Here is a 20,899-nt window from a genome sequence, read left to right as displayed (position 1 = left end):
AGGTTACAAGTGAGAGCGCTCAGACCGATATCGCATTTGGGCAATGAAGCCGTGTTGGCTATCGTAATTCGGCAACATTAGGGTCTGTACGAAAAGTCGCCGAGCGCAGGCACTTTTCGTACAGATCCTAATAAGAGCGGAACGTAACATATACACATTTCCAGTCTTGCCGCGGCCCTCTCTTCAGAAAGCCGCGATCATGACTTAGAAAAAGCCCATCGGATTGATGTCGTAGCTGACCAACAGGTTCTTGGTTTGCTGGTAATGATCGAGCATCATCTTGTGATTTTCGCGACCGACGCCAGACTTCTTGTAACCACCGAACGCCGCATGTGCCGGATACAGGTGATAGCAGTTGGTCCATACGCGACCAGCCTTGATACCCCGCCCCATGCGATAGGCACGATTCATATCGCGCGTCCAGAGCCCCGCACCGAGACCGAACTCCGTATCATTAGCGACCTCCAGAGCTTCGGCCTCATCCTTGAACGTGGTCACACCGATCACTGGCCCGAAGATTTCCTCCTGGAACACACGCATGCTGTTATCTCCCTTGAGCAAGGTTGGCTGAATGTAGTAACCACTAGCCAATCCGCCTTCGAGCTTCTCCGCCTCACCACCAGTGAGCACCTGCGCACCTTCTTCCTGAGCAATGTCCAGGTAGGAAAGGATTTTTTCGAACTGCTGCTCACTGGCCTGAGCACCAACCATGGTTTCGGTATCCAGAGGGTCGCCACGCTTGATTTTTTTGATTTTTTTCATCACCTCATTCATGAACGGCTCGAAGATGGACTCCTGGACCAAGGCGCGTGACGGACAGGTACAGACCTCACCCTGATTGAAGAAGCCCAACACCAAACCTTCGGCGGCTTTCTCAATAAACTCCGGCTCCGCACTCATGATGTCCTCAAAAAAAATATTCGGCGACTTACCACCCAGCTCCACGGTACTCGGGATGATATTCTCAGCGGCGCAATGCATGATGTGTGCGCCAACCGGTGTCGAGCCGGTGAAGGCGATTTTAGCAATGCGCGTACTGGTAGCCAGCGCCTCTCCAGCTTCCTTGCCGAAGCCCTGAACGATGTTCAGAACGCCCGGCGGCAATAGATCACCAACCAGCTCTGCAAAAAGGCTCATGGAGAGCGGCGTCTGCTCAGCCGGTTTGAGTACGACGCAGTTACCGGCAGCCAGGGCCGGAGCCAATTTCCACGCAGCCATCAACAAGGGGAAGTTCCATGGAATGATTTGCCCAACCACACCCAATGGCTCATGGAAATGATATGCAACGGTGTGTTCATTGATTTCCGCTGCGCTACCTTCCTGGGCGCGAATACACCCGGCGAAGTACCGAAAGTGATCGGCGGCCAGCGGTACGTCAGCATTCAGCGTTTCACGTATGGCCTTACCATTATCCCAGGTGTCAGCGACGGCCAGCATTTCCAGGTTGGCTTCGATGCGATCAGCGATCTTCAACAAAACCAGCGCACGATCCTGTGGCGAAGTCTTACCCCAAGCATCCGCTGCTGCATGAGCGGCATCCAGTGCCTTGTCGATGTCCGCAGCCTTAGAACGGGGAAATTCAGCAATCACCTCACCCGTCACCGGTGAGGTATTAGTAAAATACTCGCCATCGGCCGGCACCATGAATTCCCCACCGATGAAGTTTCCGTAGCGCGGCTTGAGCTGAACCAGCGAGCCAGGGTGACCAGGTTTAATATAAAGCATTATGTATTCCTCTCTGATTTTTATTCTTGACCGGTGTATATCAATGGACGAAACAAAGCACCCAACCAGAATAATATCCAGCGCAAGACAAAGCCTTTATCGTGAAATGGCATAAACAGTCCTGAAATTATCAAGAATCGGCAACAGCTGATGGCCGCTCACCAATTAGCTCTTGTCTATTTCTCATTGTGGGCGATGCTATATAGAGGCGACTTAGCAGAGTTTAGACCAGCAGGTGCTCGGCGTTACATTTCGTGGTAAATTACAATCCAACCGATTACCAGAAGGACTTCCTTGGCCTGCTGAAACACTGCAGACCCAATCAAAACAGCTGCTTAACGAGAGCAGCGAGGTAGATTGAGGAATGTGATCACTGAATGGTCGATGAGAACAAAGCCAATGAGTTTAAATATAAATATAGGCGAAACACCAACCCCAAGCGCTACTCAGCCACCTGCCGAGGCGTCTTTCACCGTTATAGAAACAAGTGATGTTTTTTTGCAAGCACAGGCCTTACCCAAATGGCATCAAGAGTATCTGCAGATCAGCGAAGGGGCTTTTCATGGCTCACTCAGTGATATATCTCTTGGCCCAATACAACTGTTTCGCGAAAGAATGGATAAAGCCGTCGACCAGCAGGGTCAGCCATGGCCTAATAGCTTTGTTGTTGGAATCCCGGTAAATATTGAAGGTGAGGGCTTCTGGAGTGGCGACAAGCTGGTGAGCGACTCTTTATTCTTCCTCAAACCAAACTCTGAATTAAGGTTCAGAACTCCGTCCAGTTCTGACATTTATGTCGCCGTTCTGGATCTTAATGCACTTAACCAGTACATAGAGGATTTTACCGAAATTAATGTACAGCATCTTTATCAGCTCAGCGGCGTAGCGCCAGCATCACAACAGCTCTGTCAAAGCCTCCGCTACAGCTTGCATCATATATTCGAAGGTGTTTCCAACAACCCATACTCTTTAAATGATACGAGAGTACGCCAAGTTTTGTTCAGCGACATAATGAACACCCTAATAGTCGGGCTTGAGACTTTAGGCCATGTCCAGCCGGGCAACCCGGGACAGTTCGTCCACCGGCATATTGTCGAAAAGGCCAGGGAGTATATGCTTTCGAATAAACATCTCCCCCCTACGGTACTTGAAGTATGCCAAGAACTGCGTATCAGCCGCCGAACGCTTCACTATGCGTTCCAGAAAGTCCTATCCATAAGCCCAGTAGCATTTTTACGTTATATCAGGCTGCATGGCGCACGTCAGGAGCTTCTTACTACTCCACCAGGCAGGGTTCTGATAAGTGAGGTTGCTGCTCGCTGGGGCTTCTGGCATATGGGGATGTTTGGCACCTACTACAAGGCACTGTTCGGGGAGACACCATCCGTGACGCTGCGTCGTGGCTTACGCCCGGGCTAGAGTCTGTTGATGCTCATCGCGAACCGCGGTGCTGGTGCTGAAACAGATTTATCAATGCACGCGGGAAGTGAGAATTGAAAAAAGCTGCCTGTATTGGACAGACAGCCCTGTCTGATCAGAAGTCGATAGAAGCACCGTCTTCCGGGATCTCAACCTGATCCTGGATGCCGTTTTCCTCGACATATTTCTTCAGTTCTTCACGGCTGAGGGCCATATGGTTGATGGCACCCATATGGGTGGCCACTATCGCGGCGTCCGGCGCCACCTGGGTGGCGCGCAGTACATCGTCCTTGCCCATGATGATGGAATCGTCAAAGCCATTCAGCATTGCATATCCCGCATTCAGGACGATGACCTGTGGCTGGTATTCAGCCAGCGCCTGATCAACTTCATCGCGCCAGATGGTATCGCCTACCAGATAGAGTGTCTTGTGACCGGGTGCCTGAAACACCACGCCCATGGCGTCACCAAGGAAGGCCCCCAATTCAGGCAAGGCATACATTTCATCCGTGCCGTGCTGACCGCCAGTCTTGGTCAGAGTCACGCCACCAAAATCGGCCTTATCAGACAGTACCCGCACATCGGTAAAGCCCTGTGAACGAATCATGTCGGCATCAGCCTGATGCTGCGTATACAGCGGAATATCCTTGGGCAGAAACTTCTGCGCCGCATCATCCCAGTGGTCCAGATGGGTATGAGTGACGATAACCGCATCGACGCCATCAATCACGTCCTGCTCCGACATAGGCAGGTCTACCAGCGGATTGCGCAACTCGCTGCGATAGGTGCCTTCAAAACCGGGGTAGGTGCCTGTCTTTGACAGCATCGGGTCGATCAGGAAGGTCGTGTCAGCGTAGGTGATTTTCACAGTAGCATTGCGAATCTGCTGCAGCTGCACAGCTTCCTGGGCCGCTGCCGAGGTATCGGTCGCAGCTGCCTGGGAGAATGCCACGCCGGAGGCGAGGCTGATTGCCAAAGCAAGGGAACTGGCGAGGATTTTGATAGACATGTGCTACTCCAATAATTGTTGATGACGAGTAGTCGCTATTCTGACGTTTCCAGCACACTGGCAAAAGTGGCCCACACGCCAATAAACGCTACAATCAGGCCAATCATTGCTTACAGGTGTGCCCATGTCTGATGTTCACGTTGCTGTTCTGGCCTTTGAAGGCGTGAGTCTGTTCCACCTTTCCGTACCGGGCCTGGTTTTCGGTGCGGATGATGATTTATCCGGCTTTCCGCGCTATAACTTGAGCTACTGCACTTTGACACCCGGCCCCATAACCAGTGATCAGGGTATGGTGATCCAAGTCCCCGATGGCCTGGAAGCCATGGAAAAAGCCGACATCATCATCATTCCGGCGTGGAGTGATGCTGAGCTGCCCGCGCCGGTCGAGCTCGCCGCTGCGCTGCAGCAAGCCAATGCCCAGGGCAAGCTGATTGTGGGTTTGTGCCTTGGCGCCTTTGTACTGGGTGATGCGGGTCTGCTCGATGGGAAGGAAACAACCACCCACTGGGCGGCGCGCGAGGTGTTTGCTCGGCGCTTTCCGCAGGCGGTGTTCCGCCCGGATGTATTGTATGTGGCTGATGACAACATCATTACCTCGGCGGGAACGGTCGCTGCGATTGACTGTTGCCTGCATCTGGTGCGGCAACGCCACGGCAGCGAGGTGGCCAATCACACGGCCAGATTGCTGGTTACACCACCACACCGACAGGGCGGGCAAGCGCAATATATTGAACGCCCCGTACAACAACTACCCGGCGACAACCGCCTGCCCGGCCTGCTGGAATGGGCACGCGCAAACCTGTCGGAACCGCTATCCCTAGACACCCTGGCTGATGTGGCCAATATGAGCCGCCGCACCTTTACCCGGCGCTTTCGGGACATGACCGGCACCACTGTCACTCAGTGGCTGAACACCGAGCGCGTCGCCAGAGCACAACAGTTGCTGGAGACCACCGACCTGTCGATCGAGCGCATCACCGCGGAGGTTGGTTTTGGCACGGCCTTGTCACTGAGACAGCAATTTGCCACGCAGCTGGGCACCTCACCCTCGCACTACCGGCGCACCTTTCGTGACAGTGCGCCTGAAGGCGCGACACTGATTGCACCAGCCCCGTTCAAACCGACTGTCAGAGCTCCCGGTTGAACCCGGATTACCTCACCATCCGTTGATTATCAGGAACGCCAGCGAGGCTGACGCTTTTCGAGGAAGGCATCAATACCTTCACAGGCGTCCTCCTCCATCATATTCTGCGCCATGACATCGCTGGCGTAGGCGTAGGCATCGGCCAGTTCCATCTGTTTCTGCCGGTAGAACATCGCCTTGCCGTAGCGAACGGCGGTGGGGCTCTTGGCGAGAATCTCTGCAGCTTTCCTTGCCACCGCGGCGTCCAGGTCCTCATCGGCGACCGCGTCGTTGATCAGTCCCCAATCCGCCGCAGTGGCAGCGTTGACGAAGCGTCCTGTCACCAGCATGTCGAAGGCGCGCTTGGAAGAAACGTTGCGCGACAGAGCCACCGCCGGCGTCGAACAGAACAAGCCCACGTTGATGCCCGAGACAGCGAAACGTGCCGACTCCGCTGCTATCGCCAGGTCGCAGCTCGCTACCAACTGGCAACCTGCTGCTGTTGCCACACCCTGAACACGCGCGATAACCGGCACCGGCAGCTGCTGAATTCCCTGCATGACCCGGCTGCAACGGGCAAAAAGCGCCTTGTAATAATCAAGCTCGGGCTGCCCGCGCATTTCGCGCAAGTCATGCCCGGCGCAGAACGCCTTACCGGCAGCTGACAGCACAACGCAGCGCACCTGCGGGTCCTTGCTGATGACATCAAGTTCACGCTGCAGCGCATCAAGCAGCTCTTCCGACAAGGCATTGAACTGCAATGGACGGTTCAGTTGCAGAGTGACTATGCCGCCGTCATTTTCTCTGAGTAGCGGCTCACTGGCTCGATTCATGTTCATCTAGCATCTCCAATACCGAAATGGCCCGCAGATTATATTGCGTCCCTCATTTACTCACCCTCGGCAGGGATTTGCTACTCTACCCCGTTATTCTCGCGAACCTAACACCTCAACCAACTGCCCCGGCTGCGGCATGCCGTTGAACTTCCTGATCAGGCCATCGCTTTGCTGAACTATGATGCCCGGTGTTCCGCGGAAGCCGTTGGCGTGCATGAGCATCTGATTCTCGTCAAGAATCTTTTGCACATTATTCGAAACGCCCTTCGCCGGCGTGATTCCTCCTTGAGCGAAGTTCTTTTCGTTTTCCAATAATGCCGCTGATGGATCAGGCGCTTCGAGGATCGCGGCCGCCTTGGCGGGGCTGTCCGCTTTGATGACGCCGACAAACAGATGGCGCAGCTGCACCTTGCCCGAATCCACCCAGGGGCGGGCCGCTTCCCAGAAGCGGTGACAGTAGGGGCAGCTTGCATCGCTGAAGGTATAGACCACACGGGGTGCATCGGCATCGCCGTCCAAGACCCAAGTGGCGGCTTCCAGCTGCGCCCAGGTTTTTTCGCTCATCGGTTTGGCCACCAGATCCTGGAGCGTAGCGGCATCGACCGACTGCCCCTGGGCATCCAGCCGCGTGCCGACAATCGCCTTGCCGTCGCTGGTAACGTAGACCGCAATGGGCTGATCGCCTGCCACGCCGGCGAATCCGCGCAGATCACCGCTCACATCGAACTCCTGAACGATGGTCAGACCTTGGGCCTCCAGCGCCTTCACGACCTGGGGCGTGTCCGTACTCTCCGCTTGAGAACAGCCCGCCACCAAAATCAGGCCGGCTGCTAGGCCGAAAGTAACCCCTGGGCGTTGGCGAAATATAACGTGTGAAAACATGATTACTCCTCGTCTGTGGCCGGCTGGGCGGATTGCGCAAAATGGCGCGACATATTGCTCTTGAAACTGGCCATGGTGAGTTCACCCATATGCGAATCCACCAACTGGCCTTCGGCATCGAAAAACAAGGTGGTGGGTAAGGCACGCGCACCCACTGCGTGCATGGTTCGGGAGAAGGGATCAAGCAATACATCGCTCAAGTTCAGTCCTTGACTCTCAAGAAAAGCCTGCGCCTGCTGAGCGCTTTCTCCCTGGTTGATCATGACAATGGCCACTTCCGGAAACGCTGCCTGAGCCTGCTCGAATACCGGCATTTCCCGACGACAGGGCGGACACCAGGTGGCCCAGAGATTCACCACGGTTGGACGCCCTTGATAGGACAGTAGCGAAATGGGCTGCTCTTCCAGTGTCGCCAAATGCAGATCCGGCAGGGGCGGCGAATGATGCAGCAGCCCGACCACCATACCGGCCAAGAACCACGCCGCGACGCCGGTCATCACCCCCGCCAGAACCGGCCGACGCAACCGCTGTGACGTACGGGTCCGCCACCAGACAAACGCGAGCGCCGCCAGCACCCCCACCCACCAGGAGAACCCGCCGTCGCCTATAGCGAGCATCGACATCGGCGCGGCGAAGTAGTCTTCCCGCCATTGAGCGATATACCCCAGCCTGGCGGCTATCAGCCCCCAGAACACGGCATCAAATAGCACTGCACCGGCCAGCTTGTGAGAAACATCTGACATGCGCTTGGCAACAGCGCGGGTGACCAGCCAGGCGAGCATTATGGCAGCGACGACGCCGACGACCTTTATGGAGAACGGACCGATACTCATCATGGTGTACCTGCTGCATTCAGACGATCGAGAAATTCACTCGTATTGACCTCACCTACCATGCGCAGGTCGCGGCGCTCGGCGCCATCTGGTCCCACAAGAATGAGTGTCGGTGGCCCCATGACGCCCCAGTGTTTGAGCAGGGCCTGATCAGTTGCGTCGTTGAGCGTCACGTCTGGACGCAGGATCTGCATGCGTGCCAGGCGTTGCGCCACGACCGGGTCACCGAATACATTGCGCTCGATGACATGGCAGCTGATGCACCAGTCAGCGTAGAAGTCGATCAGAGTCCACTCGCCCCGCGCCGCGGCCTCTGCCAAACGGGCATCCACATCCTCCACCGATTTGGCCTGAACATAGGTCGGCGTGGCTGTCGTAGAGGCTACCGCCGTGCCACCGCGCAGGTGCGTCAGCGGCTGCAATACCGAATCCCCGCCCGACGCCGCGCCTATCAGCATGAATACCGACCACAGACCGACAAAGGCTGCACCGGTGCGCAGCGCCCATAATAGACGCGGCTTCGCTGTTACCGCCTGAGCCCAGGCCAGCAGGCCGACGGCCACTGACAATATCCATGCTCCCCACAACATCAGACTCAGGGTGCCAGACAGGAAGCGGTCCAGCATCATCCCCGCCATACCGACCATGACGTAGCCGAAGGCAATATTCACCCTGTCCATCCAGGCGCCAGGTTTGGGCAGGATGCGCGCGCCGAAGGTCGCAATCGCCAACAGCGGCAGCCCCATGCCCAGGCCGAGCGCAAACAGGGCCAGACCGCCATAGAGCGCACTGCCGGTTTGTCCGATGTACAGCAAGGCACCCGCCAGGGGCGCGGTCATGCACGGACCGACCAATAGTGCAGACAGAAAGCCCAGCGCTGCAGCACCGATAACACTGCCCCCTGAACGCCCACGCCCTGCCGACTCGACCCGGTCCATCAATGCGGACGGCAAGCGCAAGGAGAACAGACCAAACAGCGAGCTTGCCAGGATCAGGAACAATGCCGCGAACGCGCCCAGCAGCCAGGGCGATTGCAGCGTTGCCTGAAGATTGGCGCCGGCCAGGCCGGCCGCCACCCCGACTGCCGCGTAGGTGCCGGCCATCGCCACCACGTAGAAAAAGGAGAGAACGAAAGCGCGCCGAGGCTTGGCCTGACTGCCGACCACCATACTGGAGACGATGGGAATCATCGGTAGTGTGCAGGGCGTGAATGCTAATAACAGACCGAAGCCGAAGAACAGCATCGTACCCGACACCGGACCTAGCGCGGCCAGTCGCTGTGCGGCTTGCTGGTCTTCGCCGGCACTCAGGGGTGTGTTGTCTGGGTTGGACGAACGAACGGATGAACCTTGGTCCGAGGCAGCACCCGCCCCGCTCGCTGGCAAATCCACCTGCAAGGTCTGCGGGGGATAACAGAAACCAACCTCTGCGCATCCTTGCCAATGCAGGGTCAGCGGACCTGCTGTCTCGACCGGAAAGTCCAGACGCAGCATAGCGCCGGTGTAGATTTCCGTGTCGCCGAAGAACTCATCGTGCTGGGCCGTACCTGTCGTGAGCTCCAATTCAACCGGGTTGCCCTGCCCGTCAACCAGCTTCAACGAATGGCGGTACACATAGTAACCATCGGTGATATTTCCATTTACCTCGAAGCTATCATCTTGCTGACGAACATTTTCCAGCTGGAAAACGTCCACGGCCTGCAGAAGTTCGGGCTCCCGCCCCCAGGAGAACAGGCCGCCACTGGCCAATGCGCTACCGATGACACAAAAAAATAGAAGAACAATCGCAAGCGCACGTCGGTACAAAGACAATTTCGGCTCCTCCAAGCAAGGCATTTCAGGGAATGATGCACCTGCTCGGTTAAGCGAAACTAAAGACAGGAAGGCAACAACGTGCTGTTCTATCTGATATACCGCAAAGCGGGGCAATGCATGCCCCGCCCTGCTCGAACACTATCAGTCGAAGGTGCGGTCGCGCAGCACGTCAGGCTTGAGAAAATCCTTGCGGCCGACGTTATCGTGATCGCCCAGCAACCGGCCTTCCACTTCCTGGCCGTACAAGGTGTGTTTATGGAAGGTGTCGCCGTACAACTCCAGTGTTTCTTTCACATCACCCGTGTAGCGCGGGTCCTGCGGGCGCTCCTGCGAGTCGATGAATTGGGCCAGATCCCACGCCTGTTGATCGGTGAGCGTATTGGGCTGACCCAGCGGCATGTTGTGTTTGATAAAGCCTGCCAGTGTGAACAAGCGGCTGATGCCGGCACCCCAGTTGTAGGAGTTATCGCCCCATAGTGGCGGAAAGACCACTTCATCACGTACGCTCAAGCCGCCGCCATCATTGGCATGGCATATCGAGCACTGCGCTTCATAGGTGGCCTTGCCGCGCTGGTAGTCCGGTGCTTCAGCGGGCTCCGCAACCCGCGGATAGCCACGTCCATATATGTTGGCGTCCGCCAGGTACATAGGCACGCCCTTGGCCAGCCATTGATGATAGGCACTGAGCGCAAGCATTTCATCACTGCCATAGGCCGGCGGCTTGCCGTTCATGGAGTAGGTAAAGCAGCCAGCGATGCGCTCCTCCAGATTGTTGACGTGATCATTCTTCGGCCGGTAGTTCGGCAGGGTGACCGCCGCCGGCCAGATCGGCCCGGCAAACGGCAAGCGCCCGGCACCCATGTGGCAACTATCACAGTTCATATCGTTGAATACATATTGATCACGATACTGCTGGGTATTGGTGAAAATGTCATAGCCGCGCCGGATGACCCGTTTCAATTCCGGGTGCAAGGATGACGCTTCCAGATCAGCCATTGTGGGTGGGATATGCACAAAACTGTCCGCAGCAGGAGCAGGAGCGTTTGGAGCCATACTGGCGAGAATACTCAAACTTTCCTCGGACAGCTGAGCCTGGACCAGTGATATGTGACCTGCCAGTATGCAGCCCAGTGTGGTCAACAAGTACCGACGAAACCGGGATATCATAGGTGTTGAAGTGGTCATGGGTAATTCCTCTACTGGGCGGCGGCTGGCTGAGTGGAAAGCCAGGCAGCGACCGCATTGACGTCCTCAGTGCTCATCCGTGCGGCGATGGTGGCCATCAGCTCCTGAGCATCATTGTCGCGGTGGCCTTGTTGCCAATCCAGCAACTGGTCTCGTATATAACCAAAATGCTGTCCAGCGATCGCCGGGAATACCGTACCGGCCCCGAGGTTATCCGGGCCATGACAACGTGAGCATGGCACCACGTATTGATCCCAGTCTCCTACCGTGGCCAGTTGTTTGCCGCGTTCGAGTTGCTCCGCAGAATAGCTTTCAGTATCTTCCGGCTGCCCACTGGTAGTGGCCGGCAAGCTGGCAAACCAGGCGGAAATATGGACGATCTTCTCGTCATCAAGCATCTGGGCAAACGCCTCCATGCTGGGGTTGCGGCGCTTTCCGGTCTTGAAGTCCTGCATCTGTTTGGTTAAATAATCCGCATCCAGCCCGGCCAGTCGCGGCCAGGACTCTCCATCCGGAATATTCTGCCCACTGCCATCGGCCTTGTGGCAGGTCTCGCACAGCCCCGCCGCGGCCTTGCCCTGCGCTGGATCAGGCGTTGTCGGCGCAGCGGATACACCCAGAGAAAACAGCAGCAAACAGGCACTCAAGCCCGCCCCTTGAATATGATTTTTATTCATTAAAAACTCCTCAAGTTACCCCTGCGGCAACATAGCGGCAGTCACTTCCTGTCGCGATCTGTCCCAATGGCGTGCGCTTATAGCATAGTCCGATTAAGCGAAACTAAAGCCGTTCTTGATATTCATCCCAGGCTGACGGCCCGGTAACTCTTGGCCTAAGATGGCCTTTTTGGGCGACAAAGAGGTCTGAGATGCGGGTGCTGCTGGTAGAAGATGACGAATTGATCGGCCAGGGCATTGTCGCTGGACTGCGCAAACACGGGATCGCTGTGCATCACGTCTGCACTGCAGCCGCGGCGGAAACGGCGCAAATGGAAGACACTTTCCAGGCTCTGGTGCTCGATCTGGGGTTACCTGACCGCGACGGCATGCAGCTGCTGAGCAGCATGCGCTCGTTTGAACCCGACTTGCCCATCCTCATTCTCTCGGCCCGCGATGCCATTGAACATCGACTCACCGGCCTGCAGGGAGGCGCAGACGACTATCTAGTCAAGCCGTTCGACCTGCGCGAGCTGGCCGCGAGGTTACATGCGCTGGTCAGGCGCACCCAGGGCCGAGCCGCCCAGGCTATCGCAGCGGGACCTTTACGGTTGGAACCCGATAGCGGCCTGGCCTGGCTTGATGGCGAATCGGTCACGTTGTCCCGTCGAGAAGTCGATCTGTTGGTTCACCTAGCCGCCGCCGATGGCCGCTGGGTACTGCCTGATGCGCTCAACGAACGCCTGTACGGACTCGGTGAGGCCATCAACAGCAACGCGCTGAATGTGCATATTCACAATATCCGGCGAAAACTGGGCGCCGAGGCGATCGAGACGGCGCGCGGACTGGGCTATCGATTGGGCTGGAGGCTCACCCCATGAGCCTGCGCTTGCGCGCGGTACTGATCGCAGGAATCGCCCTGGTGGTGCTTTGGGCCGCCGCGGCAGCCTGGATGATGCAAGGCATGCGCGCCAATCTGGATCGCACCCTTGACGGCCGTCTGGCCATGTCAGCGCGCATGGTGGCGGGTCTGCTCGAAGGTGCGGCACTGGACCCCAACTCCTCTCCGGCGAACTTTACCGAGGCTGTGCGTATCAGCGGCAAAGAAGGCATCGCCTGCGAGATCCGGGCGCTGCGTGGCGAAGTCTTGGCGCGTACCGGCAGCGTGCCCTCTTCGGATTTTGACACCCTGCCGGCAGGCTACAGCACGCGTGCAGTGGAAGGTAGACAATGGCGGATCTACATCCTGCACGACAACGGCTACCAGATCACCACCGCAGACCGTATCGATGAGCGGAACGTGCTCATCAACGACCTGCTGCGGGCGGCGGGTGTGCCCTTTCTGATCGCCTTTTTTGGCGGTCTGGCAGCACTGTGGATCGGCATCGGGCGCGGCCTGGCTCCGTTGCAAGCCCTGCGTGAACAGCTGCGCGCCAAGAAAACGGACGACACCACGCCGATTGTCCTCGACCATGCCCCCAGCGAGCTGCGCCCGGTTCTGGACGCGATGAATGGACTGCTCGGCCGGCTGGCCCGGGCGCTGTCCAGTCAACGCGCCTTCACCGACGCAGCAGCCCATGAATTGCGCACGCCGTTGACGGTCATCGATACCCACCTGCAAGTCGTCCGCCTGAGTGAGGGCGAGGAAGCACAGGCCTCGCTGTCCGGTGCCGAGGAAGGCGTGCGCCGGCTGCGGCGCACGCTTGATCAGATGATGACCTTGGCCCGCACCGAGGCGGCTATCAGCGAGGGAGACGAGTGCGCTTCGGTGCTGGAGGCAGTAAACGGCGTGCTCAATCGACTGGAAGAAGCTCAGCGAAGTCGTCTGTCCCTGACTGTCGAAGGCGCCGATGCCGGAACACCCATGCCCAGATCAATGCTGGAAACCGCTGTCCGCAATCTGGTGGACAATGCCATTCGCTATTCGCCCGACGCCACCGCCATTGAGGTAAAGGCATTGTTCAATCACTCAGATCAGCGCTGCGTGCTCACCGTCACCGACCAAGGGCCCGGGCTGAGCCCGGAGCAGGTGTCCCAGATCGGCCGGCGCTTCTGGCGCGGAGACCAAGGGCGACAGCGCCAGGATGGAGCAGGCCTGGGTATCTCCATTGTGCGCGCCATTGCAGAACGCTTCGGCGGCGTACTCAATTTGAAGTCCCGAGAAGAAGGCGGTCTGGTCGCAGAAATCCTGATCCCCCTTTCCGAAGCTGCGAACGTTTGATTGCTTGTTCTTTTGAAGACAAGCAATAGCAGACAACAAAAAACCGCCCGAAGGCGGTTTTTTTCAAGGCAAAACGTCCTATCAGGACAGTTTTTCCTTGATACGTGCTGCCTTGCCGGACAGGGCGCGCAGGTAGTACAGCTTGGCCTTGCGCACGTCGCCGCGACGCTTGACGGTAACACTGTCAACTACCGGAGAGAAGGTCTGGAAGGTACGCTCGACGCCAACACCGCTGGAGATTTTACGAACGGTGAACGCGGAGTTCAGACCCCGGTTACGCTTACCGATAACCACGCCTTCGAAGGCCTGCAGACGCTGACGCTCGCCTTCCTTCACTCGTACCTGGACAATTACAGTGTCACCCGGTGCGAACGGAGTGATTTCACGGGTCATTTGCTCTGCTTCGAGCTGGGCAATAATGTTAGACATTTCTAAAGCTCCTACAAGCCGCCGGACTTGCTTAATGGTTATCGGTTTCCTGCTCGCGGATAAATTCCGCCAGCAGTTTCTGCTGTTCTTTGCTCAAGGTCAGCTCTTCGAGCAGTTCCGGGCGACGTTGCCAGGTTCTACCCAAGGACTGCTTGAGGCGCCAGCGCCGGATCAATGCATGATTACCACTGAGCAGCACCTCCGGTACGCGCTGCCCTGCAAACTCTTCCGGCCGGGTGTAATGCGGACAATCCAGCCACCCTTCCGAAAACGAATCTTCTGCCGCTGAATCAGCGTGCCCAAGCACACCGGGGATCAGTCGGCTTACCGCATCCAGGAGCACCATGGCTCCCAGTTCACCGCCGGACAGTACGTAATCGCCGATGGATATTTCCTCGTCGACGCACGTCTCGACAATGCGTTCGTCGATGCCCTCATAGCGGCCACACAGCAGGACAAGACTGTCCAGTTGGGCCAATTCCTCGGCCCGGCGCTGTGTCAGCAGCTTACCCTGGGGAGAGAGATAGATCACCCGGGGTCTGGAGGGTGCCTTCTGCCGGATCGCCTCTATGGCTTCCAGCAACGGCTCGACCTTCATCAGCATGCCCGGACCACCACCAAAGGGTCGATCATCGACCGTGCGATGACGGTCATGGGCATGCTCACGGGGATTACTGAACTCGACTGTCAGCTGGCCCCGCTTGACGGCCCTGCCGGTCACTCCGTGCTCGGTCAACGCCGTGAACATCTCGGGAAACAGAGTTACTACACCGGCCCACACCGGTCAGAACTCCGGATCCCAATCGACCTGCATGACACCTTCAGTCAGGTCGATGTGCTTTATGTACAGGTCCGGCAGATACGGCAGCAGCCGCTCACGCTGGTCCAGACTGCCCGCACAGGGCTTTACCACCATGACATCGTTGGAGCCGGTTTCCAGCAGGTGGTCGATACGACCGAGCAGCTGACCCTCAAGAGTCACTACCTGCAGACCTACCAACTGATACCAGTAAAAATCACCGTCATCCAACGCCGGCAATTCAGCACGCGGTACGCAGATTTCCCAATCCTTGAGCTCAAGTGCCTGGTCCCGGTCAGTCAGCCCTTTGAGCTGGACCACCAGAACACGACCCTGAACGCGCCCCGTGACGACAGACACCTGACGCTGCACATCACCCTTGCGGAGAGTCCACTCGGGATAGTCCAGCACATTGTCCAGCGGATCAGTGTGTGAATACACCTTCACCGCTCCGCGTATGCCATGAACCGATACGATTTTGCCGAGGACCACCAAAGGCGATCCAACCGGCTCAGGCTGGCGTGTCATATCAGGCAGATGCCTGAGCTTCCTTGATCAGATTGGCTACACGATCAGAAGGCTGTGCGCCCTGGCTCAGCCAGTAGCTTACGCGATCCTGGTCTACGGACAGACGGGGCTCGCTACCAGCAGCAACTGGGTTGAAGAAGCCTACGCGCTCGATAAAGCGGCTATCACGGGCATTGCGGCTGTTGGCAACAGTCAGATGATAAAAAGGGCGCTTCTTGGAGCCACCACGAGCAAGACGAATGGTTACCATGTGGACATCATTTCCTGTATTTGAATAAGACTCACAAAATTCATTACGAGCATATAGCTCGAAAGGTCGCGTATTCTACGGAATATCGCGAACAAATGAAACTCTTTTGTACCCCGGCCCGCTGGCGAGCCGGCCCACCTCATAACGCAAGGAATCCGCGCTGAGGCAAAGTCGTCAGAATCGCGGCATTCCGCCGCCCGGTGGCAGCATTCCACCACCGCCTCCGCCCATGCCACCCATACCGCGCATGAGTTTGGCCATACCTCCTTTGCCACTGACCTTCTTCATCATCTTCTGCATCTGCTTGTGCTGCTTGATCACCCTTCCGATATCCTGGATCTGGGTGCCCGAGCCGGCAGCAATGCGGCGCTTGCGCGAACCACTGATGACATCCGGATTGCGACGTTCGCCCGGCGTCATCGAGTTGATGATGGCTTCCATCTGTTTGAACTGCTTCTCGGCCTGGGTCTGGGCAGTTTCCATCTGCGCGGGATTGACCTTGCCCATCATCGGCAATTTATCCATCAGCGAGCCCAGACCACCCATACCGCGCATCTGCTGCAGCTGGTCACGGAAGTCTTCCAGATCAAAGCCCTTACCCTTCTTGAGCTTGTTGGCCAGTTTCTCGGCCTTGTCCTTGTCCAGCTTCTGCTCGGCCTGCTCAATCAGGCTGAGCACATCACCCATGCCGAGAATGCGCGAGGCGACCCGGTCGGGGTGGAAGGGCTCGAGGGCATCGGTCTTCTCGCCGACACCGAGGAACTTGATCGGCTTGCCAGTGATATGCCGTACCGACAACGCTGCGCCACCACGGGCGTCACCGTCAACCTTGGTCAGGATGACCCCAGTCAGCGGCAGCGCCTCGTTGAACGCCTGGGCCGTATTGGCAGCGTCCTGACCGGTCATGGCGTCGACCACGAACAATGTCTCGGCAGGCTTGGCCGCAGCATGCACGGCCTTGATCTCGTCCATCATGTCGGCGTCGATATGCAGTCGACCGGCGGTATCGACGATCAATACATCCATGAAACGGTTCTTCGCTTCGCGGATCGCGGCCTCGACAATGGCAACAGGCTTCTGGCTGAGATCAGACGGGAAGAAATTGACCTCCACTTCTGCAGCCAGTGTCTCAAGCTGCTTGATCGCGGCTGGACGATAGACGTCAGCACTGACCACCATGACCTTCTTCTTCTGCTGCTCGCGCAGCGTCTTGGCCAGCTTGGCCACACTGGTGGTCTTACCGGCGCCCTGCAGACCCGCCATCATGATTACTGCCGGCGGTGCCACCGCCAGGTTCAGGCCCTCGGCCTGGCCCATGACCGCTTCCAGCTCGGCCTTGATGATCTTGACGAACACCTGCCCCGGAGACAGGCTGCGCGACACTTCCTGGCCCACGGCACGCTCGCGTACCTGATCGACGAAGGTCTTGACCACCGGCAAGGCGACATCCGCCTCGAGCAGCGCCATGCGCACTTCGCGCAACGTATCCTTGATATTGTCTTCGGTCAGCTTGGCGCGGCCGGTGACCCCAGCCAGACTGGCCGATAGGCGTTCGGTAAGATTTTCAAACATCGACGAATTCTCCTTTGCCCCGCGCACCCCGCGACGGCGGGTTGAGGCGTTCTGGTCGGCAAGTATACATTGGGGTTGGTACGGATGCAGCAAGCGCTTTATCCTCAACGCGGCTTGTGCGACACTTCGATTTTATTGATAAGTATTTTCAAGGACGTATGACAGCTCTGATCTCCAGCCTGCTTGCTGCTGCGTTTTATCTCGGCGGCACGCTTTACCAGATACGCTGCCTGACCCGCAGACGCAGCGCCAACCCCGGCCTGCTGCGCGGCATCGGCGCCATCGCGCTGGTTGCGCATGCGGTCAGCCTGTACGTTGAACTCTTCACCGGCAGCGGGTTGTCATTCGGCTTCTTCCATGTTTCCTCGCTAATCGCCTGGCTGGTGCTCGCTGTTACGCTGGTCTTCAGCCTGAGTGCGCCGGTTACCAGCCTGTTGATCGTGCTCTTTCCCCTGGCCTTGATCACCGATCTGCTGTCCTGGGCATTTCCGGGCCACGGTGCAGCCACCGTTCCCGGTCAATCGGCAGTGCTGGTGCACGTACTGCTGTCGATTCTGGCTTACGGCATTCTGACCATAGCGGCCTTTCAGGCAGCCTTGCTGGCCGTTCAGAACAACCAACTCAAACATCGCAATCCGGTCCGCTTCAACCGCACCTTTCCGCCACTACAGACCATGGAAGCCCTGTTGTTCCAGTTCCTGCTGTGTGGTGAAGTACTGCTGACGCTGGCGCTGATTTCCGGTTTCGTATTCCTCGATAACATGTTCGCCCAGAATGTGGCGCACAAGACCCTGCTATCCTGCCTGGCATGGGTGGTCTTCGGTATTCTGCTGTGGGGTCGGCATTTCCGCGGCTGGCGCAGCAGCTTCGCCATCCGTTGGACGCTGGGCGGTTTCCTGCTATTGATGCTGGCATTCTTCGGCAGCAAACTGGTCAGCGAATTCATTCTGCCGATGTAATGACGACACTCACCAACCGCGTGCCGAGGTAGCCTTTGAATGACGCAAATACCGGCGTTCTATTACTGATACTGGCTGTGCTCATCGCCCTTTCGGGATTTTTCTCCAGCTCGGAAACGAGCATGATGAGCCTCAACCGCTATCGGTTAAAGCACCTCAGTAAAAAGGGGCACCGCGGCGCGCAGCGCGCTGAGAACATGCTCACCCGCCCCGACCGCCTGCTGGGCACCATTCTGGTCGGCAACAATATTGTCAATATCCTCGCCGCCTCGATTGCCAGCGTTATCGCCGTGCAATTGTGGGGCGATGCCGGTATTGCCATTTCCACCATCCTGCTGACCATCATCATTCTCATCTTCGGCGAAATCACGCCTAAAACGCTGGCGGCGCTGCGCCCGGAAATGGTCGCCTTTCGCGTCGCCATCATCCTCAGTCTGCTGCAGCGGGTGCTGTATCCGGTGGTGTGGCTGTGCGGCACGGTGAGCAACGGGCTGCTACGGTTGCTCGGGGTGAACCCGAAGAACAATCAGAATGGCCAGCTCAGTGCCGAGGAGCTGCGCACCGTGGTCAACGAGGGCACCCTAGGCATCACGCGCAAGCGTCAGAATATGCTGCTGAGCATCCTCGATCTGGAAAAGATGACGGTCAACGACATCATGGTGCCGCGCAACGAGGCCTACGGTATTGACCTGGATGACGACATGCCGATCATTCTCGACCAGCTGCGCACCAGCCACCATACCCGATTGCCGATATTTCGTGGAGACATCAACAACGTCACCGGCCTGGTGCACATGCGCATCATCGCCCGCTTGCTGAGCCGCGACGAGTTGACCAAGGAGAGCCTGATCGCCTCCAGCAAGGACCCGTATTTCATTCCGGAAAACACGCCACTGCATACTCAACTGCTGAACTTCCAGAAGCATAAGCGGCGTATCGGCTTCGTGGTGGACGAATATGGTGACGTCATCGGGCTGATTACCCTGGAAGACATTCTGGAAGAGATTGTCGGTGAATTCACCACGGACCTTCTGCCGGCCAACCATGACATTCATCCCCAGGATGACGGCACCTACGTCATTGATGGCAGCGTGGCCCTGCGCGCGATCAATCGTCAATTGCTGTGGAAGCTGCCGGAGGACGGGCCCAAGACACTCAACGGGCTGATCACCGAACGATTGGAAAGCATCCCCGACAACAGTGTGTGCCTTAGCATCGGGCACTACCGTATGGAAATCCTGCAAACCAAGGACAACATGATCAAGAGTGTGCGGATCTGGCACGTGGAGCCGCGGCGGCAGGAAAGACCGGAAACCTGATAGCGATCGAGTTTGCGGGCTGAGTCTGGTATCGGGTCTTGTAGGTAGCTGATGCAACTGTAGGAGCGGGCTTGCCCGCGAAGGGTTATCTGCTGGAGCATTCGCGGCCAAGGCCGCTCCCAAAAAAGGGAGCCGCACCTACTTTAAAAGGGCTTCTACAGCTCGACGTGTACCGCCTCTGCCGCTCGCCGCGCCTTGGCCCGCGCCGACTCGATATCCACATCCCGCGCCAGCGCCACGCCCATGCGCCGCAGGCCGTCCACATCAGGTTTACCGAACAAGCGTAGCTGGGTATCCGGCTCGCTGAGTGCCTGTTGCAGGTTGCCGAAGCTGACCTCGTTCGAACTGCCTTCCGCCATGATCACCGCCGACGCTGATGGACCGATCTGACGAATCTGCGGGATCGGCAGACCGAGAATGGCTCGGGCATGCAGTGCGAACTCGGACAAATCCTGGGAAATCAGCGTCACCAGCCCCGTATCGTGTGGTCGCGGTGATACCTCGTTGAACCACACCTGATCGCCCTTGATGAACAGTTCGACACCGAACACACCGCGCCCACCCAGGGCATCGGTGATACTGCGCGCCACCTGCTGGGCCTGGGCCAGCGCCTGACCACTCATCTGCTGCGGCTGCCAAGATTCACGGTAGTCGCCCGCTTCCTGACGATGGCCGATGGGGGCGCAGAAGCTGGTGCCGCCACTATGGCGCACAGTCAGCAGGGTGATCTCGTAATCGAAGTCGACAAAGCCTTCAACGATGACCCGCCCCACACCGGCACGGCCACCGGACTGGGCATACTCCCAGGCCGCTTCGATATCACCCTCGCTACGCAACAGGCTCTGACCCTTGCCCGAGGAGCTCATCACCGGCTTGACCACACAGGGCAAGCCGATCTCTGCGACCGCCGCCAGATAATCCGCATGCCCATCGGCGAACCGATAGGGCGACGTCGGCAGTTGCAACTCTTCGCTGGCCAGCCGGCGAATACCTTCGCGATCCATGGTCAGCTGCGCCGCGCGGGCGGTGGGGATGACCTTGTAACCTTCGCCTTCCAGCTCCACCAGCGCGGCCGTAGCGATAGCTTCGATCTCCGGCACGATATACGCCGGCTGTTCCAGCTCGATGACCTGACGCAGCGCGGCGGCATCCAACATGTTGATCACATGGCTGCGGTGGGCGACCTGCATGGCAGGCGCATTGGTGTAACGATCCACAGCAATGACTTCACAGCCCAGACGCTGCAGTTCGATGGCCACTTCCTTGCCCAGCTCACCCGAGCCAAGCAGCAATACACGGGTCGCATTCCCGGTCAGTGGTGTTCCTATACAGGGCATGCC

20 protein-coding genes are annotated in these 20,899 nt (G+C 57.8%); 6 read left to right on the top strand and 14 right to left on the bottom strand.

What is annotated here, in order from left to right:
- Positions 1-204: 204 nt before the first annotated feature.
- Positions 205-1,725, bottom strand: coding sequence for an acetaldehyde dehydrogenase ExaC (gene exaC, locus BLU11_RS01865; protein ID WP_090271786.1), 1,521 nt, complete (start codon positions 1,723-1,725; stop codon positions 205-207).
- A gap of 366 nt (positions 1,726-2,091) precedes the next feature.
- Between exaC and BLU11_RS01860 the strand changes: the two genes are divergently transcribed.
- Positions 2,092-3,144, top strand: a complete 1,053-nt coding sequence (locus BLU11_RS01860) for a helix-turn-helix domain-containing protein (RefSeq protein WP_231702252.1) — start codon at positions 2,092-2,094, stop codon at positions 3,142-3,144.
- 115 nt (positions 3,145-3,259) lie between these two features.
- Here the strand turns inward: BLU11_RS01860 and BLU11_RS01855 are convergent, their stop codons facing one another.
- Positions 3,260-4,153 carry an MBL fold metallo-hydrolase gene (locus BLU11_RS01855; RefSeq protein ID WP_090271784.1) on the bottom strand — a complete coding sequence of 298 codons (894 nt, stop codon included), beginning with the start codon at positions 4,151-4,153 and terminating at the stop codon, positions 3,260-3,262.
- 124 nt (positions 4,154-4,277) lie between these two features.
- Here BLU11_RS01855 and BLU11_RS01850 point away from each other — a divergent pair, with 124 nt between their 5' ends.
- The gene (locus tag BLU11_RS01850; protein WP_090271783.1) at positions 4,278-5,297 is read left to right on the top strand and encodes a GlxA family transcriptional regulator; all 1,020 of its coding nucleotides are present in this window, start codon (positions 4,278-4,280) and stop codon (positions 5,295-5,297) included.
- A gap of 29 nt (positions 5,298-5,326) precedes the next feature.
- On the opposite strand, the gene BLU11_RS01845 is transcribed toward BLU11_RS01850, so the two are convergent.
- The 6 genes from BLU11_RS01845 to BLU11_RS01820 form a co-directional block, all read right to left on the bottom strand.
- A complete protein-coding gene (locus tag BLU11_RS01845) occupies positions 5,327-6,115 on the bottom strand; it encodes an enoyl-CoA hydratase (protein WP_197674244.1) in 789 nt (262 codons plus the stop codon).
- 87 nt (positions 6,116-6,202) lie between these two features.
- Entirely contained in the window at positions 6,203-6,994 is a 792-nt protein-coding gene (dsbG, locus tag BLU11_RS01840) for a thiol:disulfide interchange protein DsbG (RefSeq protein WP_269433228.1), read from the bottom strand.
- Positions 6,995-6,996: 2 nt separating this feature from the next.
- Positions 6,997-7,830: a TlpA disulfide reductase family protein gene (locus BLU11_RS01835; protein ID WP_090271782.1), complete on the bottom strand. Its 834-nt coding sequence runs from the start codon at positions 7,828-7,830 to the stop codon at positions 6,997-6,999.
- Positions 7,827-9,638, bottom strand: a complete 1,812-nt coding sequence (gene dsbD / locus BLU11_RS01830) for a protein-disulfide reductase DsbD (RefSeq protein WP_090271781.1) — start codon at positions 9,636-9,638, stop codon at positions 7,827-7,829. The genes BLU11_RS01835 and dsbD overlap by 4 nt, the downstream gene beginning before the upstream one ends.
- Before the next feature lie 144 nt (positions 9,639-9,782).
- Complete coding sequence (locus BLU11_RS01825; RefSeq protein ID WP_197674243.1) at positions 9,783-10,655, bottom strand: c-type cytochrome; 873 nt, start codon at positions 10,653-10,655, stop codon at positions 9,783-9,785.
- A gap of 182 nt (positions 10,656-10,837) precedes the next feature.
- Positions 10,838-11,503 (bottom strand): c-type cytochrome, encoded by a 666-nt coding sequence (locus BLU11_RS01820; protein ID WP_090271779.1) that lies wholly within the window; start codon positions 11,501-11,503, stop codon positions 10,838-10,840.
- Positions 11,504-11,694: 191 nt separating this feature from the next.
- Between BLU11_RS01820 and BLU11_RS01815 the strand changes: the two genes are divergently transcribed.
- Both BLU11_RS01815 and BLU11_RS01810 read left to right on the top strand, forming a co-directional pair.
- Positions 11,695-12,363, top strand: a complete 669-nt coding sequence (locus BLU11_RS01815; protein WP_090271778.1) for a response regulator — start codon at positions 11,695-11,697, stop codon at positions 12,361-12,363.
- Positions 12,360-13,703 carry an ATP-binding protein gene (locus BLU11_RS01810; protein WP_090271777.1) on the top strand — a complete coding sequence of 448 codons (1,344 nt, stop codon included), beginning with the start codon at positions 12,360-12,362 and terminating at the stop codon, positions 13,701-13,703. The genes BLU11_RS01815 and BLU11_RS01810 overlap by 4 nt, the downstream gene beginning before the upstream one ends.
- Before the next feature lie 81 nt (positions 13,704-13,784).
- On the opposite strand, the gene rplS is transcribed toward BLU11_RS01810, so the two are convergent.
- From rplS to ffh, 5 genes are all read right to left on the bottom strand, one after another.
- A complete protein-coding gene (rplS, locus tag BLU11_RS01805; RefSeq protein WP_090271776.1) occupies positions 13,785-14,132 on the bottom strand; it encodes a 50S ribosomal protein L19 in 348 nt (115 codons plus the stop codon).
- A gap of 31 nt (positions 14,133-14,163) precedes the next feature.
- Positions 14,164-14,913: a tRNA (guanosine(37)-N1)-methyltransferase TrmD gene (gene trmD, locus BLU11_RS01800; protein ID WP_090271775.1), complete on the bottom strand. Its 750-nt coding sequence runs from the start codon at positions 14,911-14,913 to the stop codon at positions 14,164-14,166.
- Positions 14,914-14,916: 3 nt separating this feature from the next.
- Complete coding sequence (gene rimM / locus BLU11_RS01795) at positions 14,917-15,459, bottom strand: ribosome maturation factor RimM (RefSeq protein ID WP_090271774.1); 543 nt, start codon at positions 15,457-15,459, stop codon at positions 14,917-14,919.
- A gap of 1 nt (position 15,460) precedes the next feature.
- Positions 15,461-15,709, bottom strand: coding sequence for a 30S ribosomal protein S16 (gene rpsP / locus BLU11_RS01790; protein ID WP_090271773.1), 249 nt, complete (start codon positions 15,707-15,709; stop codon positions 15,461-15,463).
- A gap of 174 nt (positions 15,710-15,883) precedes the next feature.
- On the bottom strand, positions 15,884-17,281 hold the full coding sequence (gene ffh / locus BLU11_RS01785) for a signal recognition particle protein (RefSeq protein WP_090271772.1): 1,398 nt from the start codon (positions 17,279-17,281) through the stop codon (positions 15,884-15,886).
- Positions 17,282-17,439: 158 nt separating this feature from the next.
- Here ffh and BLU11_RS01780 point away from each other — a divergent pair, with 158 nt between their 5' ends.
- Both BLU11_RS01780 and BLU11_RS01775 read left to right on the top strand, forming a co-directional pair.
- Positions 17,440-18,240 carry a cytochrome C assembly family protein gene (locus tag BLU11_RS01780; RefSeq protein WP_090271771.1) on the top strand — a complete coding sequence of 267 codons (801 nt, stop codon included), beginning with the start codon at positions 17,440-17,442 and terminating at the stop codon, positions 18,238-18,240.
- A 35-nt stretch (positions 18,241-18,275) separates the two neighbouring features.
- Entirely contained in the window at positions 18,276-19,559 is a 1,284-nt protein-coding gene (locus BLU11_RS01775) for an HlyC/CorC family transporter (protein WP_090271770.1), read from the top strand.
- 155 nt (positions 19,560-19,714) lie between these two features.
- Here BLU11_RS01775 and purT read toward each other — a convergent pair whose 3' ends face one another.
- Positions 19,715-20,896: a formate-dependent phosphoribosylglycinamide formyltransferase gene (gene purT / locus BLU11_RS01770; protein WP_090271769.1), complete on the bottom strand. Its 1,182-nt coding sequence runs from the start codon at positions 20,894-20,896 to the stop codon at positions 19,715-19,717.
- Positions 20,897-20,899: the final 3 nt, after the last annotated feature.

The sequence above is a fragment of the Halopseudomonas litoralis genome, assembly GCF_900105005.1.
Lineage (GTDB): Bacteria > Pseudomonadota > Gammaproteobacteria > Pseudomonadales > Pseudomonadaceae > Halopseudomonas > Halopseudomonas litoralis.
This window is presented reverse-complemented; position numbering and strand designations above follow the sequence as displayed.

Excerpts from the sequence above, each read along its gene's own strand:
- exaC (WP_090271786.1), bottom strand. The coding sequence starts at position 1,725 with ATGCTTTATATTAAACCTGGTCACCCTGGCTCGCTGGTTCAGCTCAAG.
- BLU11_RS01855 (WP_090271784.1), bottom strand. The coding sequence starts at position 4,153 with ATGTCTATCAAAATCCTCGCCAGTTCCCTTGCTTTGGCAATCAGCCTC.
- BLU11_RS01850 (WP_090271783.1), top strand. The coding sequence starts at position 4,278 with ATGTCTGATGTTCACGTTGCTGTTCTGGCCTTTGAAGGCGTGAGTCTG.
- BLU11_RS01845 (WP_197674244.1), bottom strand. The coding sequence starts at position 6,115 with ATGAACATGAATCGAGCCAGTGAGCCGCTACTCAGAGAAAATGACGGC.
- dsbG (WP_269433228.1), bottom strand. The coding sequence starts at position 6,994 with ATGTTTTCACACGTTATATTTCGCCAACGCCCAGGGGTTACTTTCGGC.
- BLU11_RS01835 (WP_090271782.1), bottom strand. The coding sequence starts at position 7,830 with ATGATGAGTATCGGTCCGTTCTCCATAAAGGTCGTCGGCGTCGTCGCT.
- BLU11_RS01820 (WP_090271779.1), bottom strand. The coding sequence starts at position 11,503 with ATGAATAAAAATCATATTCAAGGGGCGGGCTTGAGTGCCTGTTTGCTG.
- BLU11_RS01815 (WP_090271778.1), top strand. The coding sequence starts at position 11,695 with ATGCGGGTGCTGCTGGTAGAAGATGACGAATTGATCGGCCAGGGCATT.
- BLU11_RS01810 (WP_090271777.1), top strand. The coding sequence starts at position 12,360 with ATGAGCCTGCGCTTGCGCGCGGTACTGATCGCAGGAATCGCCCTGGTG.
- rplS (WP_090271776.1), bottom strand. The coding sequence starts at position 14,132 with ATGTCTAACATTATTGCCCAGCTCGAAGCAGAGCAAATGACCCGTGAA.
- rimM (WP_090271774.1), bottom strand. The coding sequence starts at position 15,459 with ATGACACGCCAGCCTGAGCCGGTTGGATCGCCTTTGGTGGTCCTCGGC.
- rpsP (WP_090271773.1), bottom strand. The coding sequence starts at position 15,709 with ATGGTAACCATTCGTCTTGCTCGTGGTGGCTCCAAGAAGCGCCCTTTT.
- ffh (WP_090271772.1), bottom strand. The coding sequence starts at position 17,281 with ATGTTTGAAAATCTTACCGAACGCCTATCGGCCAGTCTGGCTGGGGTC.
- BLU11_RS01780 (WP_090271771.1), top strand. The coding sequence starts at position 17,440 with ATGACAGCTCTGATCTCCAGCCTGCTTGCTGCTGCGTTTTATCTCGGC.
- purT (WP_090271769.1), bottom strand. The coding sequence starts at position 20,896 with ATGCCCTGTATAGGAACACCACTGACCGGGAATGCGACCCGTGTATTG.